We start from the raw sequence: 16016 nt of genomic DNA, 5'->3' as shown, positions 1-16016 counted from the left end.
GGCCCGTTCCTACGCGGGGACCCCGATCCGGGTCCCCGCGGCCGGGAACGCACTCTCCTGCACTTCACCGTCCGCGACCAGCATCGACCACTCCCAACGGAGGACGGCGTCGCGGTCGAGGTGCATCTCCTCGTGGAAGAAGGGGGCCGCGCACAGCATCGGTGTGCCGCTGGTGCGGACGAACCAGGGAGACGGCCCTCCCGGATTGTCCGCCGACGGGATCATGAGGACCGACGCGCCGGCGGACTGCAGGCCGAGCCAGGCATGCGTCGTCCCCATGACGTCGTCCTCCCCGACCGGACCGGCGCCGCCGGCGGACGGGGCGATGATCCTGCCGCCGTCGAAGAACGGCGCGAGGCGCAGGAAGAACCCGCCGTAGCCGGCGTTCGGGCGGCCCGCCGTCGTCGGGCTGCCGAAGGCCAGCGGACCGCCACTGACATTCACCCAGGTGCTCCGCACCGTGGTGCGCGACCATTCGACCCCGCCCAGCCGGAGCGTGTCCGCGCTCCAGGCCCGCTCCTCCTCGAGGAATCCGCTGCCGTCAGCAGCGCACCAGCCGATCCGCTGCACCACAGCATCATCCGCGCACCGCCGGGCGAGAACACGCTGCGAGCCGTTGTTCGGGAGCTGGACGTAGCCCCGCGCGCCGCTGTAGGTCGGGCCTCCCCACAGGTTCACGGGGTCCTCCTGGCCGGGGACGTCGACGGCCGACACCACGATGCCGAGTCCCCGGTGCCATGGATGATCGGCCGGCGCGTAGTCGCTGACGGTCCGTCCGCCCGGGGTCAGGACGGGGTGGAGGAAGGGCCGCGGCGCATGCAGGGCCGGCTCGTCGCGGCCCTCGTGCAGCATGCCGACCACGCGGCCCGCGCGCGTGGAGAGGGAATCCCCGCCGCTCATGCCGCGGGGGCTCCGGCCGGAGCCCCCGGACGCCCATCGGTGACCGGCGCGGCCAGGGGTCCCCGGAGGGACGGATCCGCGAGATCGGCCCGGGACACCCAGCGGTCCTCCCGGGCCGACACGTACATGCCGGTGACGATCTCGAGAGCGCGGGCAGGATCGGCGACGAGGCCGGGCATGCCCCGGCCCTCGACGAGCGAGGGATAGATCTCCGCGAACAGGGCGTCGTGCCCGCTCGGGATCTCCTGGGCGGGCAGGTTCCAGGACGCCGAGGTCTCCTCGTCGACGCCGGGCGCCGGGGTGATCCGCCAGTGCGCATGCCCGTGGCCGTAGAGGTGCTCCAGTTCGATCGTCGCTCGCTCCGTGTCGATGCGGAGCAGGCTCGACTGCCGCGGGGCGAGAACCGTCGTGACCACGGACGCCACGGCACCCGAGGCGAAGACCAGGGACGCGTGGGAGAGGTCCTCGGTCTCGACGTCGTGCTGCTGTCGCCACATCGTGGCGCGTACCGCGGACCATTCACCGAGCAGGTAGGCCAGGAGGTCGATCTGGTGGCTCCCATGGCTGAGCGTGGTACCGCCGCCCTCGGTGGCCCACGTGCCGCGCCACGGCACGGCGAAGTATTCTGCCGTCCGGTACCAGTGCGTCTGGCACAGGGCCGACAGCGGGCGGCCGAGCGCACCGGAATCGAGCAGTGCCTTCACATGGGCCGCGGCGGTGCCGGAGCGCTGCTGGAAGACGACGGCGAGGCCGCGTCCGGCGGCGTCCGCGGCCCGGGTCATCGTGTCGAGCTCGGCGAGGCTGAGCGCGGCGGGCTTCTCGACGACCACGTGCGCTCCCGCAGCGAAGGCCCCGATCGCCTGCGCGGCGTGCCCGCCGGGTGGTGTGCAGACGTGGAGGACGTCGACCGCCTGGGCGGCGAGCATCTCCTCGAGGGAGGAGTAGCGGAACGGGACCGCGTGCGCCTCGGCGAACGCGGCGAGGTGCGCGGAGGAAGGATCCGCGGCTGCGACAAGGGCCACTCCCGGCAGGTCTCCCAGGGCCGCGGCGTGGAGCTGCGCCACTCCCCCGGTCCCGAGGATCGCTGCGCGGAGCACGGGGACGGTCCCGTGGACAGGGGCGGCGCGTCGCTCGGCGGAGAGGTTCTCCGCGGGACTCGGCAGGGGCACGGTTCCTCCAGGCTGGACGGGGATCACGGTTCGGGAAACCCTAACAGAGAAAGCGCTTACCGAATGGGCTCGACCGGGTCCCGCCCCGCACCGGGCCATGCAACAATGGCCCTTTCCGTGGAACGCGCGGGGCGGTCGCCGTAGCGCCCACCGCCCGGACCTCAGGAGTGGAAGCAATGTCGGCACCGGTCAGCAAGAGCCCCGCGACACTGCACGACGTGGCCCGGGAAGCGGGCGTCTCGCTCGCCACGGCGTCGCGGTCACTGAACGGGAGCACCCGCAAGGTCAACGAGGCCTATCGGCAGCGGGTCGTCGAGGCCGCCCAGCGGCTGGGTTACACCACGAACCTCTTCGCGCAGGCGGTGGCCAAGGGAAGCACCACCACGGTGGCGCTGCTCGTGGCCGACATCGCGGACCCCTACTTCTCCAGCATCGCGGCCGGGGTCATCGATGCCGCGAACGAGGAGGGACTCGTGGTGACCATCGCCGTGACCGGGCGCAACGCCCAGCGGGAACTCGACACCGTGCGGGCGCTGCGCGGGCAGCGCCCCCGCGTCATGATCCTCGCAGGATCCCGGACCACCGGCTCGGCGTTCGAGGAGCAGCTGCGCGGGGAGCTGGCCTCCTTCGAGGACACCGGCGGGAAGGTGGCCTTCATCAGCCAGGACGCGGCGCCCTTCGCCACCGTGCTCCTCGACAACCGGGGCGGGGCCCGCGACCTCGCCGTCGCACTCGCCTCGCTCGGCTACCGCGACTTCGCGGTCATCACCGGACCCCCGGAGATCAGGACGGCCGAGGAGCGGCTCGAAGGCTTCACGGCGGGGCTGGCGGAGCGCGGCATCCCCCTGCCGCCGGAACGCATCATCCACGCCGACTTCACCCGTGACGGCGGCTATCGCGGCGCCAGGGAACTCCTGGCGTCGGGCGCTGCGGTGGACCTCGTGTTCGCCGTCAACGACGTCATGGCCGTGGGCGTCGTCTCGGCACTCCGGGAGGCGGGAATCGTTCCCGGCGCGGGGATCGGCGTGGCGGGGTACGACGACATCCCGACCGTGCGGGACATCACGCCCGCCCTGACCACGGTCAGGATTCCCCTCGAGGACGTGGGCCGGCAAGCCCTCCAGCTCGCGACGGGTTCAGCGCACGACGACGCCGGATCAGCGCCTGCGCCCGGAAGGACTGCGGCCATCAGGACGGAGACGGTCATCCGGGGGAGCACTCCCCGCCGGTAGCACCGTGCGGGCGCCTCCGCGCCGACCCATCCCTCAGGAGGACCGGGAGGCCCCGGGACCGGTGTCGTGGGCAGCGAGCTTCGCGACGTCATCCACGGGGAGCTCCGCCACCTCGGCCACGATCGCGATGTCCTCCCCCTGGCTGATCGCCTCGGCCACCGCTTCCTGCAGGACCAACTCGGCGCGGTCGAGCTCGAACTGGACGTCCTCCTTGTCGGCGGCAGCAACACGGATCTTCAGCAAACGGTCCTTCGTCATGGCAGCTGGACACCTCGCATCGTGGTCGGGCGGCGTGACGCCGGCGTCCCACGCCCGCGCAGGTGCTGCGCAGGTGCGGTGATGGTGCCATCGTCGCGACCATCCTAACCACTCGCACCATGGTGCGGAATGGGCCTTCGCACCGCCGATGACCCGTCTTCCCCGACGGCTTCCGGACCCACGGTGTCGGACCCCCGGCGTACCCTCCTCGCATGGCAGAAAGACCGGGGTGGCATGGCATCCCACCCAGCGCGGACCGGTACGTCCCTCCGCTCCAGCTCGAGGCGCCGACCGGCAGCATCACCGAGCCGGCCCGCTCCCCCGCCCTGTGGGTGGAGCTGGATTATCCCGACGGGACCCGCCGCATCATGAAGGGATTCGCGATGGCGTGGACGGGCACCACCGTCCGGGCGCAGTGGATCGAGTACTCCCGCGCACGCGAGGCGTGGGTGGACGCCGCGCGCTGCCGGCGTCGGACCCTGGAACCGCACGCGACGCACCCGTCCTGACGCCGGCCGGACAGGGCAGGCCCCTGCCGTCCTCCGGCGGCATCCTCGTAGAGTGGTGCCATGGACCAGCTTGCGCCGCATTCCGCCCCTCGGGCAGGCATGCGTGGCTGAGTCGGCCGGGTGGCACGGACTCCCGCCGACGACCCACCGGTTCGTGCCCCCGCTCCAGCTGGAGCCACCGACCCACGGCATCACCGAGTCCGTCTCCCCCGCACCCGCACTCTGGGTGGACCTCGAGTATCCGAACGGCTCACGGCAGACCGTCCGCGGATTCGCGATGGCGTGGACCAGCTCCGCGGTCCTCGCGCAGTGGGTCGAATTCTCCATCGCCCGGAGCGCATGGGTACGTCCCGAGCAGTGCACGCGGCGGTCCATACCGGGCCGCTCCGGCACCCCGGGCTGACCGAACCCCACCCCCCCGACTCGACCCGCGTGGTCGGTCATTGCCCGTCCCTCGTTCTTCCCCTACACTCGCGGTAAGCGTTTTCCCATACGGCGGTTCCGCCGGACGAAGGAGTAGGAATGTCAACGAGGACAATCGGGATCATCATGAACGGCGTCTCCGGGCGCATGGGCTATCGGCAGCACCTGATCCGGTCGATCCTCGCGATCCGTGACCAGGGGGGCGTGCTCCTCTCCGACGGCACGCGCGTCCAGGTCGAGCCGATGCTCGTGGGCCGGAACGAGGCGAAGCTCGCCGAACTCGCCGCCCGGCACGGCATCGAGCACTACTCGACCGACCTCGACAGCGTCCTGGCCGACCCCACCTGGGAGATCTACGCGGACTTCCTCGTGACGAAGGCCCGCTCGGCGGCCATCCGCAAGGCCATCGCCGCCGGCAAGGCCGTCTACACGGAGAAGCCCACGGCCGAGACGGCGGCCGACGCCCTCGAACTCGCCGACCTGGCGGAGGCAGCCGGGATCAAGAACGGCGTCGTCCACGACAAGCTGTACCTGCCGGGCATGCAGAAGCTCAAACGCCTCATCGACTCCGGCTTCTTCGGCCGGATCCTCTCGGTACGCGGGGAGTTCGGGTACTGGGTCTTCGAAGGCGGCTGGCAGGACGCGCAGCGTCCCAGCTGGAACTACCGGGCGGAGGACGGCGGCGGAATCGTCGTCGACATGTTCCCGCACTGGAGCTACGTGCTGGAGAACCTGTTCGGCACGGTCGAATCCGTGTACGCGCGGGCCGTGACCCACATCGACGAACGCGTCGACGAGCAGGGCCGCCGCTACCGCGCCAGCGCCGACGACGCCGCCTATGCCGTCTTCGAGCTGGAGGGCGGCATCGTCGCACAGCTCAATTCGAGCTGGACGGTCCGTGTGAACCGCGACGAACTCGTGCAGTTCCAGGTGGACGGCACCCACGGCTCCGCCGTCGTCGGGCTGTTCGGCTGCAAGATCCAGCCACGCAACGCCACGCCCAAGCCCGTCTGGAACCCCGATCTCGAGGACACCCACGACTACGACGCCGACTGGCTCGACGTACCCACCAACGAGGTGTTCGAGAACGGGTTCAAGACGCAGTGGGAGGACTTCCTCCGGCACGTCCTCGAGGACGCACCCCACCCGTACGATTTCCTCGCCGGCGCCCGTGGCATGTACCTCGCCGAGCAGGGCCTCGAGAGTTCGCGCTCGGGGCGCCGCGTCGACCTGCAGGACGTCCGCAGCACCGCCGTAGCCCGCCAGGAAGCGGTCCCGCTGGCATGATCACCCTCGTCGATGCGGCCGGACACACCTCCGCCGTCGAACTGAACCCCGCGCCGGTGTTCGCCAGGCCGGCAAGCCCCCTCCTGAGCAGGACCGTGTATGCCGCCGCGCACGTGGTCCCGAGGACCACGGCGGACAACGTTCCCGGCGCGCCGGCGGACCTCGACTGGGACGCGACGCTCGCCTTCCGCCATCACCTGTGGTCATGGGGACTCGGCGTCGCGGACGCCATGGATACGGCCCAGCGGAACATGGGGCTCGACGCCGCGGCGACCCGCGAGCTGATCCGCCGCAGTGCGGCAGAGGCGGAAACGGTGGGCGGCGGCCTGGTGGTCGGCGTCACCACGGACCACGTCGACGACGCCGTCATCCCCCTCGGTGCGGTCGTCGACGCCTACAAGGAGCAGCTGCACTTCGCCGAGGACGCGGGTGCCTCGGTGGTCCTCATGGCCAGCCGCCATCTCGCGCGGGCGGCGGGATCCGCCGAGGACTACGAGCGCGCCTACGCAGAGGTCCTCGCCTCGGCAGGCGCCCCGGTGATCCTGCACTGGCTCGGCAGCGCCTTCGATCCGGCACTCGGCAGCTACTTCGGCTCCTCGGACACGGAGGTGGCGGCGTCGACCCTGCTCAAGATCATCGCCAACGCTCCGGACAGGGTGGCGGGGGTCAAGATGAGCCTGCTCGACGCGGACGCCGAACGCGCCGTGCGCGCACAGCTCCCGGCTCCCATCCGCATGTTCACCGGGGACGACTTCAACTACGTGTCCCTCATCGGCGGGGACTCCTCGGGCCACTCGGATGCCCTGCTCGGAGCGTTCGCCGCGCTCGGTCCGCACGCCTCGGCGGCGGTCCAGGCCCTCGACGCCGACGACCACGACGCCTACGCGCGGATCCTCGGACCCACCGAGGCCCTGTCCCGTCAGGTCTTCGCGTCGCCGACCTACTACTACAAGGCGGGCGTGGCCTTCCTCAGCTGGCTCAACGGCCACCAGCCCGGCGTCGGCATGGTGGGCGGGCTGCACGCCGCCCGCAGCCTGCCGCACCTGTCGGAGATCGTGCGCCTCGCCAACGCGTGCGGGGCCCTGGAGCACCCGGAGCTCGCCAGGGAGCGCTGGCATACGATGCTGCGGGTCGGCGGGGTGCCGGCATGACGACACCCCACGGCCGCCTCTCCGTCAACCAGGCCACCCTCAAGTACGCGACGCTCCCCGAGGCGCTGGACGCCACGGCCGGCGCCGGCATCACGAGCATCGGCCTGTGGCGCGACGCGGTGCACGCCCAGTCCCTACCCGAGGCGGCACGGCTCCTCGCGGCTTCGGGCCTGCGCCTCTCGAGCCTCTGCCGCGGCGGTTTCTTCACCGTCCCGGAAGGCGCCTCCCGCCGAGCGGCCATGGACGACAACCGGAGGGCCATCGAGGAGGCCTCGACCCTCGCGGCCGCCGGTGCAGCAGGCTCCACCCCGGTGCTCGTGATGGTGGCCGGTGGCCTCCCGCAGGGTTCGAAGGACCTCGCGGGCGCCCGCGCCAGGGTGCAGGACGCCCTGGCCGAACTGGCCCCGGAAGCCCTGGCCTCCGGGGTGACCCTCGCCCTCGAACCCCTGCACCCCATGTATGCCTCGGATCGCGCCGTCATCTCGACGCTGAAGCAGGCGCTGGATCTCGCCTCCCCCTTCTCCCGCGCCGCCGTCGGCGTCGTCATCGACACGTTCCATGTGTGGTGGGATCCCGATCTCCCGGCACAGATCGCCAGGGCCGGAGCGGAAGGACGGATCGCGAGCTACCAGGTCTGTGACTGGGCCACGCCGCTCGCCGCGGACGTCCTGCTCTCGCGCCACTACCCCGGGGCCGGGGTCATCGACTTCGAAGCCATCACCGCGGCGGTCCAGGCCGCCGGCTATGCGGGCGACGTCGAGGTGGAGATCTTCAACCAGGACATCTGGGACACCGCGCGTGCAGAGGTCGTGGCGCGGACGATCGGGAGCTTCGACGACCACGTCGCCGCGCACCTGGGAACGGGCATCCGCCGGTAGCATCGGCCTATGGAATCTTCCGAGATCGTCCGGCGGTACTGGTCGTCGGTGTGGAGCAGGGACTGGGCCGCGGTCGGGCGGACGCTCGCCCAGGACGTGATGGTGTTCTGGCCCGTCACACGGGAGGTCATCCGCGGCAGGGACAACATGGTCGCGGTGAACTCCGAGCGCCCGAACGGCTGGAGCATCGACGTGCTCGAGGTCCACGACGCCGGCGAGGTGGTGGTGTCCGAAGTGCAGGTGCCCCAGGAGGACGTCGGCATCTTCCGCGTCGTGTCCATCTGGACCGTGTCCGACGGCGTGATCACCTCGGGCCGGGAGTACTGGACCCTGTACGGCGGCGAGGAAGGCCCCGACTGGCGGCGGAGATACACCAGCATCGGTGATCTCCCCTCCTGAGTGCCTCGGCACGGTCCGTGCGCGCACTGGAAGAACGGCAGCCGCATCGTGGCCGGCCGTTCACGCGCCGCACGGTACTCCAGGGGCGGCCTGCGACCGACCTAGCCGGCGACGAGGCTGCGGTACTGGGGATTGTCCGCGAGGAAGGCCTGGACCTGGTCGCAGTACGGCAGGGCGGCCAGGCGACGCTTGTGGGCATCGAGCAGGACCTTCTGGATGAGGACACCCTCCAGCCCGGCCCCCTCGAAGGCCGCGGCGACGACGGTGCGGTGGAGCCGCAGGGTGCCCGCCCGCAGGGAGTAGCTGAGATAGCCCGCGAGCATCCCGTCCTGGAAGAGCTCGAAGCGATGGTTCATCGGGTTGTCGCGGAAGGCGCCGGGGCGCTCCGCTGCTCCCGAGCCCTCTCGTGCGTCGGCGGCGCGCCGATCCAGCTCGTCGGCGAGGCGGTCGTAGTCCTCCTGGGCGCCGTACGGCGGGAAGTCGGCGTCGAGCACCTTGTACATCTGGTTGATCCAGCGGCGGAGCTCGCGCGTGGTGGTACCGGTGAACTCGTGGGGCAGGACCAGCGGTTCGATCGGCTGCTGGACCGCAGCGAGCCGGCCGGTGGCCATTCCGGGCCACGCGTCGTACGCGGTGTCGTCACCGGTGGGGAGTGCGGGGGTTGCATCGTCATCGAGGCGGGCGGAGGTGGAGGAAGTCCGGGCTACGGGTGTCATGGCATTGACCTTCAGGTCAGAAAGGAGCAGGCCGTTTTCTTGACCTTCCTCTAATCTAGCTGTCCGTTAGGTCGATGTAAAGCTAGTTTATCTAGTAATAAGCAGGCTCATCATCAGCGGTCCGCCCGGACTGCTAGCCCTCGGCGAGCATGATGCTCGTGACGGGGAGGGACGGATCGGTCCCGAACGCGATCCCGCTCGGGCTGCCTCCGTCCATCACGATCTGCGCTCCGAGCGCCGCGACCATCGCGCCGTTGTCCGTGCACAGGGACGGCGCGGGCACCGTCAGGGCGATGCCGGCGGCAGCGCACCGCTCACCGGTCAGCTCGCGGAGCCGTCGGTTGGCGGCCACTCCCCCGCCCAGCAGCAGATGGGTGATCCCGTGCTCGCGGCAGGCGAGGACGGCCTTGGACGTGATGATGTCCACCACGGCCTCCTGGAAGGACGCCGCGATGTCCGCCACCGGCACCTCCAGCCCTGCGGCCTCGTACTGCTCCACCGAGCGGGCGACGGCGGTCTTGAGACCGCTGAAGGACCAGTCGTAGCGGTGGGGCCCGGGCTCCTCCGCGCTGCCCATGTACTTGGGCTGCGAGAGGCCGCGCGGGAAGCGGATGGCCTTCGGGTCGCCCAGCCGTGCCAGCCGGTCGATGGCCGGGCCCCCGGGATATCCGAGGCCCAGGATCCGCGCCGTCTTGTCGTAGGCTTCGCCCGCCGCGTCGTCGATCGTGGACCCGAGCAGTTCGACGTCGTGCGCGATGTTGGCCACCCGGAGGATCTCCGTATGGCCCCCCGAGACGAGCAGCGCACCGAGGTTCGGCGGCAGGCCGTCGCTGAACGTGCCGCCCACCAGTCCGACCCCGACGTGCGCCACGAGGTGGTTGATCGCGTAGAGCGGCTTGCCGGTGGCGACGGCGAGCGCCTTCGCCGCGGAGACGCCGACCATGAGGGCGCCGGAGAGCCCGGGACCGGCGGTGACGGCGATGGCATCGAGCTCGTCGAGCGTCACGCCGGCGTCGTCGAGCGCCGCGCGGAGGGTCGGGACGAAGGCCTCGAGGTGCGCGCGCGAGGCGATCTCCGGGATGACGCCGCCGAAGCGGACGTGCTCGTCCATCGAGGAGGAGACGGTGTTGGTCAGCAGCTCGGTGCCGCGGACGATGCCGATGCCGGTCTCGTCGCAGGAGGACTCGATGCCGAGGACCAGGGGTGCGGTGGTCATGGTGCTCCTCCGTCGTCCGCGGTCAGGACCAGCCGCATCACCCAGGCGTCCACGCCGTCGCGGTAGTACTTCTTCCGGGTGTGGATCTTGCGGAAACCGAACCGGACGTACAGGGCCTGGGCGCGGGGGTTGTCCGCCCGGACCTCCAGCATCACGTTGTCGGCGCCGCGCCGGCGGGCCTCCTCGAGCAGCTCGGTCAGCAGCGCCCGTCCGATGCCCCGGCCCTCGAAGCGCGCCAGGACGCCGATGGTCTGGATGTCCGCCGTCGTGTGGATCACCATGAGGCCCGCGTACCCGACGGCCTCACCGTCCACCTCGGCCACGAGGTAGCGCCGTGTGTCCGGCTGGAAGAACTCGGTGTAGAACATCTCCAGCGGCCAGGCGTCGGTGGGGAACAGCTCGTTCTCGAGCCGGCCGATCGTCTCGATGTCCTCGAAGGTCAGGTCCCGCAGGAGGAAGCTCACGCCGTCGCCCGCTTCCTCGGCCCGGGCACCTGCGCGTCCGACTCCCGGAGGTAGAGCGGCGAGGTGTCCCGCAGGGGTGCGCCGGCGAGCAGCCGCAGGCGGGCCACGCGGGCCAGGGAGGCGGCGTCCGGGTCCGACGCCGCGAAGGCGGGCACACCGTCGACGTCGTCGGGGTACAGGCCTGCGGCGCGGCCGACGAGCGGCTGCCCCGCGGGGAGGGTGGAAGCGGTCCCGACGTGGGGACCGTCGAGGAGTTCGGGCAGGGCTCCGGACTGCGACGGCGCCCGGTATGCCGCCCAGTACACCTCGCCGCGGCGCGCGTCCGTGCCCGCGAGGAACGCGCTGCCGGCCGGCACCGCACCGCCCGCGGCGGCGTCGAAGGCCAGGGCGTCCAGGCTCATCACCCCGTGCAGCGGTACGTCCCACACGAAGCCGAGGGTCCGGGCGGTGACGAGACCGGCACGCAGTCCGGTGAACGGACCCGGGCCGACGCCGGCGACGACGGCGTCGAGCTCGGTCCCCGCCACCCCGGCCTCGGACAGGATCCGGTGCACCGCGGGCGCGAGGACCTCCGCGTGCGAGCGCGTGTCGGCGCTGGCGAACCGGCCGACGACGGTGTCGTCGTGCAGGAGCGCCACGGTGGCCGCGGCGGAGGTGTCGAGGGCGAGGAGAAGCACCCGACAAGCCTAGTCGAGCGCCAGCGCCGGCGGTCCGCCGCGCCAGCGTGGACCGGCGCCCGAGAGCGTGACGGTGCGCACCTCGTCCTCGCCGTCGTCGTCGAAGTCCGTGACCGGGCCTGCGCCGGGCCCGCCCGGACCGGTGCCGCCGAGCGGCCGGGTGATGTCCACGCGGAGCCAGCTGCCGGCCAGGTGCTCCACGCGTCCGGCACCCCACTCGATGACCGTGACGTTGGCGTCGAGGGTGGCCTCGAGGTCGAGGTCGTCGACGGCGGCCGCGCTCTCGAGGCGGTAGGCGTCCACATGGACGAGGCCCGGCAGGCCGCTGCGGGACCGGTGCTGGCGGACGAGCACGAAGGTGGGCGAGATGATGCGGCCCTCGACGGCGAGGCCGCGCCCGAGCCCCTGGGTGAACGTGGTCTTGCCCGCGCCCAGCTCACCCGAGAGGACCAGCAGGTCCCCCGCCCGCAGGTGCTGCGCGAGGCCGACGGCGAGCGCCTGCAGCGCGGCGGGCGACCCGACGTCGTAGGACACCGACCAGTCAGGAGCCGGACTCATCGCTGCCCTCCCGGGATGCGTCGAGGTACACCCGTTCCACCCGGTCGCTGATGCGGGTGACCACCTCGTAGTTGATGGTCTGCGCGGCGGCGGCCCAGTCCTCGACGGGCGGCGAGTCCCGGCCGCCGAACAGGACGGCGCGTTCGCCCAGCGGGCTCGCGGGGGTGTCCACCAGGCCGGGGGTGCCGAAGTCGATGACGAGCTGGTCCATCGCGATCCGCCCCACCACGGGGTACACGCGCCCGCCCACCAGGACCGGCGCCCCGGTGGCGATACGGGGGACGCCGTCCGCGTAGCCGACGGGGATGAGCCCCAGCGTGGTGGGCTTGCGGGTGCGGTACGCGTACCCGTAGGAGACGCCCTGGCCCGCGGGCACCTCCTTGCAGTTCGCGACCGTGGTGCTGAACGTCATGACGGGCCGCAGCCCCAGGTCCTCGGACCCCTGGTCGGCGAAGGGCGAGAGCCCGTAGATGCCCAGGCCCACGCGCACCAGGTCGAAGTGGCAGTCGGGCCGCGAGAAGGTGGCGGGTGTGTTCGCGAGGTGCCGCACCTCGACGTCGATCCCTGCGTTCTCGGCGACGGCGACGGCGTCGCGGAAGGCCTGCACCTGCAGGTCGGTCTCGGGCCGGGCGGGCTCGTCGGCGACGGCCAGGTGCGAGAAGATCCCGACCACACGGATCAGGCCTTCCTCCTGGTGGGCGACGGCGCGGCCGAGCAGGGCCTCCCACTGCTCCGGCGGGCAGCCGTTGCGGCCCAGCCCGGTGTCGATCTTCAGGTGCACGATGGCGGGGCGTTCGAGCTCGCGCGCGGCGGCGACCACGTGCTCCAGTTCCCAGCCGGAGATCCCCAGGTCCAGTCCGTGCTCCACGCCGGCGGTGAAGTCGGTCCGCACGGTGTGCAGCCAGGCGAGGATGGGTGCCTCGATGCCGGCCTTCCTCAGGGCGACGCCCTCACTGACGTGGGCCACGCCGAGCCACGCGGCGCCCGCCTCGAGCGCGGCGCGGGCCACCGGGAGCGCTCCGTGACCGTAGGCGTCGGCCTTCACGACGGCCATCACGCGCGCGGGGTGCGCCACGTCGCGGAGGTGGCGGATGTTGTGCCGCAGCGCATCGAGGTCGATCTCTGCGGCGCGTTCGGGGAAAGTCACCCGGCCCATTCTGCCAGTTGCGCCTGCACGTCCGCCGTCGGACGGGTGCGCGGGCGGTGGGCTTGCGCCCGGCGACACCGACCGGAAGGATCGAAGACATGTTCGATTCGGAGCGGGACGGGCGCACCTGTGAACTCCGCCGCGAGGACGGACAGCCCTGCGGTGGGGCCGTGGGCGGAGCCCCCGTCGCGGTGTGCCGCGCGCATGCCGCGGTGATCGGCGACTGGGTGGCCGCCGAGTACGGCGTGACCGACGTCCTGCCCGGCGCATGCCGTGCCTGCGGCTCGCGCCTCGGTGTGCGGTACCCCTCCGCCTGGGTGTGCGCGGCCTGCGAGTGGCGGGTCGGCGACGTCCTCGACGACGGCCTGCCGCCGCCGCGCGTGGACATCGTGTACTACCTCCGGTTCGGGGACCGCATCAAGATCGGCACGACGGCGAATCCGCGGCAGCGGCTGGCCCGCCTGTGGCATGACGAGGTGCTGGCGTTCGAGCAGGGGGACCGGCTCGTGGAGCACCGCCGCCACCAGGAGTTCGCCGCCTCACGCCTCGGCCGGTCGGAGTGGTTCGCCGCGTCCCAGGACCTCGAGGAGCATGTCCACGGCCTCGCTGCGGGGATCGGGGACCCGTGGGCGCGGTACGCCCGATGGCTGGGAGAGGCCGCGGCGCGGCGCGGCTGAGCGGCCCTGCTCCGAAAAGCAAACACCGGATGAACGGGGTGCCGGTTCGATGAAGGGCACCTTAATGCATTAGAACTGTTTGATGAAGTCCGCGCCCTTGATGACGGGGCATGCCCCCTACAGACTCTTCCGCATCTCCTTCGCGGTGGCGGCTGCCTTCGCCGTGCTCACAGCCTTCGTGGCCGTGGCCTTCGGCTTGCCGCTGCGCGATCCCGGCGGTTTCCTCGGCCCGAGCTACGTCCGCCTGCCCCTGCTCCTGGTGGCGCTGATCCTGGTGGACATGATCCCGTCCATGGTGCGCAGTCGACCCGCCCGGGGCGACGTGCTGCGCGCGGCGGCCGCCGAGATCCGTCGGCGCTGGCCGGTGCCCCGACTGCTGGCGACGTCGCTGGGCCTGCTGACCTTCTACCTGGCGTACGTCGCGTACCGCAACATGAAGAGCTTCCTGCCGTTCGTCCGTGACCGGGTGACGGACCCGCTCCTGCAGGCCAGCGACCGCTGGCTCCTCGGCGGCGACCACCCCGGTGACGTGCTCCAGCAGATCCTCGGCACCGGGGCGAGCGCCCACATCCTGTCCGCCGTCTACGTGTCCTACCTCGTCTTCGTCCCCGTGTCCGTGGCCGCGGCGCTCGTCTGGTCGCGCAAGCTCTCGCAGGGCGCCTGGTATGTCACCGCGCTGTCCTTCAACTGGATCCTCGGGGCGCTCAGCTACTACGCCCTGCCCTCCCTGGGCCCGATCTACGTCGAGCCGAAACACTTCGCGGACCTGCCGGACACGGCCGTCACCGCGCTCCAGGAGTCCCTCTACCGGAACCGGGTGCGGGTTCTGGCCGACCCCCACGCCACCCAGTCGGTGCACGGCATCGCGGCCTTCGCCTCCCTGCACGTCTCCGTCGTCTTCACGGCCGCCGTCATGGCACACCTGCTCGGCCTGCCGCGCGTGATCAGGGCCGCGCTCTGGGCCTACACGCTGCTCACCGCCCTCGCCACCGTCTACTTCGGCTGGCACTACGTCGTCGACGTCGCCGCCGGTGCGCTCCTCGGCGCCCTCGCGATCTGGCTCGCAGCACGCGCGACACGCCCCGGGGACGCTGTGCCTCCCCGGCCGGCGCCACTCCTGGCGACGGCGGGCCGCGTGTGAGGTCCGGTCACGGGGCGCGGGGCACGTCCCGGTTCCCCTCGCAGGGGCGGACCGACGGCGAGGCGTCGGAATGCCGCGCGATCGTCGCCGTCGCCCTGCGCGATGCCTGGCCCGGGACGTCGGACACGAGGTCCTCGAGGAAGGCGTAGCGGCGCAGCCACTGCTTCTGCATGCCGTCGCGCCCCGCGCTGACCCGGTGCCACCAGTCCGCGATGTCGCCCCAGCCGGGCGCGGCCAGCGAGCCGCCCACGTGCTGTACGGACAGCGAGGCGCACAGATTGGCGAACGCCAACCGGTCGGCGAGCGGGAATCCCGCCAGATCGGCCATGACGAAGGCGGCCGTGAAGCAGTCGCCCGCCCCCGTGGGGTCGTGGGCGGCCACCGGGAGGGCTGGGACCCACTCCTCCTCCCCCGTGACCGAGTCGATGGCGATCGCGCCGTGCTGCCCCACCGTGACGACGGCGACCGGCACGCGGTCGGCCAGGGAGTACAGCGCCTTCCACGGATCGTCGGTGCGCGTGTACGCCATGGCCTCGACGGCGTTCGGCATGAACGAGTAGAAGTGGTCGAGGGAGGTGAGCGTCTCGGGCGCCCACTCCCCGTCCGGATCCCACCCCACGTCGCCGAAGAGTTTCGTGCCGCGGGCCGCTGCGGTCTCCGCCCACGGTTCGATGTCCTGCTCCACGCCCACGACGGCGGCACGGCACGACGGCGGCGCTCCGATGAGCTCGGTGGCGCGCAGCGGCGCCGCGTGGCCGTGCGTCACCATGGACCGGTCCTGCTGCAGGGAGAGGGACACCGTGACCGGGGAGTGCCACTGCCCGAAGACGCGCGACCTGGACAGGTCCACGTGTTCCTGGTCCTGCAGCACGTCCCAGTTGAACTGCCCGTAGCCGTCGTCGCCGAACGCGGCGGCGAGCGTGGTGCGCAGCCCGAGACGGCTCGCGGCGATCGCCTGGTTCGCGATCCCGCCCGGACCGGAGCCCATGCCGTCGGTCCAGACCTCGGTGCCCGGCGCCGGGAGCTGCTCCAGCCCCGTGAAGACGATGTCGAAGAACACCTGGCCGGTGAGCAGCAGGTCGAACTCGGGCCCGTCAGGACCCCTCGTGGCTGCCAGTGGATCGAAGCGGTGCTGTTGGGCCATGTACGGCACCTTACTGGTCCGGCGGGAGGCCGGCCGTCCGCCGGAGCGACTGCCGTGCGAAATCACCCCG

At 71.8% G+C, this 16016-nt stretch carries 19 protein-coding genes; 9 read left to right on the top strand and 10 right to left on the bottom strand.

Features of this window, described 5'->3' with window-relative positions; translation table 11 throughout:
• Nucleotides 1-9: 9 nt before the first annotated feature.
• Nucleotides 10-900, bottom strand: coding sequence for a DUF6807 family protein (locus RY94_RS01255; RefSeq protein WP_052273796.1), 891 nt, complete (start codon nucleotides 898-900; stop codon nucleotides 10-12).
• A complete protein-coding gene (locus tag RY94_RS01250) occupies nucleotides 897-2069 on the bottom strand; it encodes a Gfo/Idh/MocA family protein (protein WP_231554364.1) in 1173 nt (390 codons plus the stop codon). The genes RY94_RS01255 and RY94_RS01250 overlap by 4 nt, the downstream gene beginning before the upstream one ends.
• A 176-nt stretch (nucleotides 2070-2245) precedes the next feature.
• On the opposite strand from RY94_RS01250, the gene RY94_RS01245 reads away from it, so the two are divergent.
• Nucleotides 2246-3301: a LacI family DNA-binding transcriptional regulator gene (locus RY94_RS01245; RefSeq protein ID WP_043440757.1), complete on the top strand. Its 1056-nt coding sequence runs from the start codon at nucleotides 2246-2248 to the stop codon at nucleotides 3299-3301.
• Between the two features lie 33 nt (nucleotides 3302-3334).
• Here the strand turns inward: RY94_RS01245 and RY94_RS01240 are convergent, their stop codons facing one another.
• Nucleotides 3335-3559 (bottom strand): hypothetical protein, encoded by a 225-nt coding sequence (locus tag RY94_RS01240; RefSeq protein WP_156134965.1) that lies wholly within the window; start codon nucleotides 3557-3559, stop codon nucleotides 3335-3337.
• Nucleotides 3560-3771: 212 nt separating this feature from the next.
• On the opposite strand from RY94_RS01240, the gene RY94_RS01235 reads away from it, so the two are divergent.
• The 6 genes from RY94_RS01235 (at nucleotide 3772) to RY94_RS01210 (ending at nucleotide 8206) form a co-directional block, all read left to right on the top strand.
• The gene (locus tag RY94_RS01235; RefSeq protein WP_043440754.1) at nucleotides 3772-4068 is read left to right on the top strand and encodes a hypothetical protein; all 297 of its coding nucleotides are present in this window, start codon (nucleotides 3772-3774) and stop codon (nucleotides 4066-4068) included.
• 103 nt (nucleotides 4069-4171) lie between these two features.
• On the top strand, nucleotides 4172-4471 hold the full coding sequence (locus RY94_RS01230) for a hypothetical protein (protein WP_156134964.1): 300 nt from the start codon (nucleotides 4172-4174) through the stop codon (nucleotides 4469-4471).
• Nucleotides 4472-4590: 119 nt separating this feature from the next.
• Nucleotides 4591-5778: a Gfo/Idh/MocA family protein gene (locus RY94_RS01225; protein ID WP_043440750.1), complete on the top strand. Its 1188-nt coding sequence runs from the start codon at nucleotides 4591-4593 to the stop codon at nucleotides 5776-5778.
• Complete coding sequence (locus RY94_RS01220; protein ID WP_043440747.1) at nucleotides 5775-6929, top strand: DUF993 family protein; 1155 nt, start codon at nucleotides 5775-5777, stop codon at nucleotides 6927-6929. Before RY94_RS01225 ends, RY94_RS01220 begins: the two co-directional genes overlap by 4 nt.
• Nucleotides 6926-7807: a sugar phosphate isomerase/epimerase family protein gene (locus RY94_RS01215; protein ID WP_043440744.1), complete on the top strand. Its 882-nt coding sequence runs from the start codon at nucleotides 6926-6928 to the stop codon at nucleotides 7805-7807. The genes RY94_RS01220 and RY94_RS01215 overlap by 4 nt, the downstream gene beginning before the upstream one ends.
• Before the next feature lie 9 nt (nucleotides 7808-7816).
• Nucleotides 7817-8206, top strand: a complete 390-nt coding sequence (locus RY94_RS01210; RefSeq protein WP_043440743.1) for a nuclear transport factor 2 family protein — start codon at nucleotides 7817-7819, stop codon at nucleotides 8204-8206.
• A 101-nt stretch (nucleotides 8207-8307) separates the two neighbouring features.
• On the opposite strand, the gene RY94_RS16535 is transcribed toward RY94_RS01210, so the two are convergent.
• From RY94_RS16535 to alr, 6 genes are all read right to left on the bottom strand, one after another.
• Complete coding sequence (locus tag RY94_RS16535) at nucleotides 8308-8922, bottom strand: GNAT family N-acetyltransferase (RefSeq protein ID WP_052273795.1); 615 nt, start codon at nucleotides 8920-8922, stop codon at nucleotides 8308-8310.
• Between the two features lie 133 nt (nucleotides 8923-9055).
• The gene (tsaD, locus tag RY94_RS01200) at nucleotides 9056-10138 is read right to left on the bottom strand and encodes a tRNA (adenosine(37)-N6)-threonylcarbamoyltransferase complex transferase subunit TsaD (RefSeq protein ID WP_043440741.1); all 1083 of its coding nucleotides are present in this window, start codon (nucleotides 10136-10138) and stop codon (nucleotides 9056-9058) included.
• Entirely contained in the window at nucleotides 10135-10602 is a 468-nt protein-coding gene (rimI, locus tag RY94_RS01195) for a ribosomal protein S18-alanine N-acetyltransferase (RefSeq protein ID WP_043440739.1), read from the bottom strand. Before rimI ends, tsaD begins: the two co-directional genes overlap by 4 nt.
• On the bottom strand, nucleotides 10599-11279 hold the full coding sequence (gene tsaB, locus RY94_RS01190; RefSeq protein WP_043440737.1) for a tRNA (adenosine(37)-N6)-threonylcarbamoyltransferase complex dimerization subunit type 1 TsaB: 681 nt from the start codon (nucleotides 11277-11279) through the stop codon (nucleotides 10599-10601). Before tsaB ends, rimI begins: the two co-directional genes overlap by 4 nt.
• Before the next feature lie 9 nt (nucleotides 11280-11288).
• Nucleotides 11289-11837, bottom strand: a complete 549-nt coding sequence (gene tsaE / locus RY94_RS01185) for a tRNA (adenosine(37)-N6)-threonylcarbamoyltransferase complex ATPase subunit type 1 TsaE (RefSeq protein WP_043440736.1) — start codon at nucleotides 11835-11837, stop codon at nucleotides 11289-11291.
• Nucleotides 11821-12993, bottom strand: coding sequence for an alanine racemase (alr, locus tag RY94_RS01180; RefSeq protein WP_043440734.1), 1173 nt, complete (start codon nucleotides 12991-12993; stop codon nucleotides 11821-11823). The genes tsaE and alr overlap by 17 nt, the downstream gene beginning before the upstream one ends.
• Nucleotides 12994-13082: 89 nt before the next feature.
• On the opposite strand from alr, the gene RY94_RS01175 reads away from it, so the two are divergent.
• Together RY94_RS01175 and RY94_RS01170 are read left to right on the top strand one after the other, a co-directional pair.
• A complete protein-coding gene (locus RY94_RS01175; protein WP_231554363.1) occupies nucleotides 13083-13661 on the top strand; it encodes a GIY-YIG nuclease family protein in 579 nt (192 codons plus the stop codon).
• A gap of 82 nt (nucleotides 13662-13743) precedes the next feature.
• A complete protein-coding gene (locus RY94_RS01170) occupies nucleotides 13744-14802 on the top strand; it encodes a phosphatase PAP2 family protein (protein WP_082045964.1) in 1059 nt (352 codons plus the stop codon).
• Between the two features lie 7 nt (nucleotides 14803-14809).
• Here the strand turns inward: RY94_RS01170 and RY94_RS01165 are convergent, their stop codons facing one another.
• Nucleotides 14810-15946 (bottom strand): PfkB family carbohydrate kinase, encoded by a 1137-nt coding sequence (locus tag RY94_RS01165; RefSeq protein WP_052273793.1) that lies wholly within the window; start codon nucleotides 15944-15946, stop codon nucleotides 14810-14812.
• Between the last annotated feature and the right edge of the window lie 70 nt (nucleotides 15947-16016).

This window comes from Arthrobacter sp. L77, from assembly GCF_000816565.1.
GTDB lineage: Bacteria > Actinomycetota > Actinomycetes > Actinomycetales > Micrococcaceae > Arthrobacter_D > Arthrobacter_D antioxidans.
This window is presented reverse-complemented; position numbering and strand designations above follow the sequence as displayed.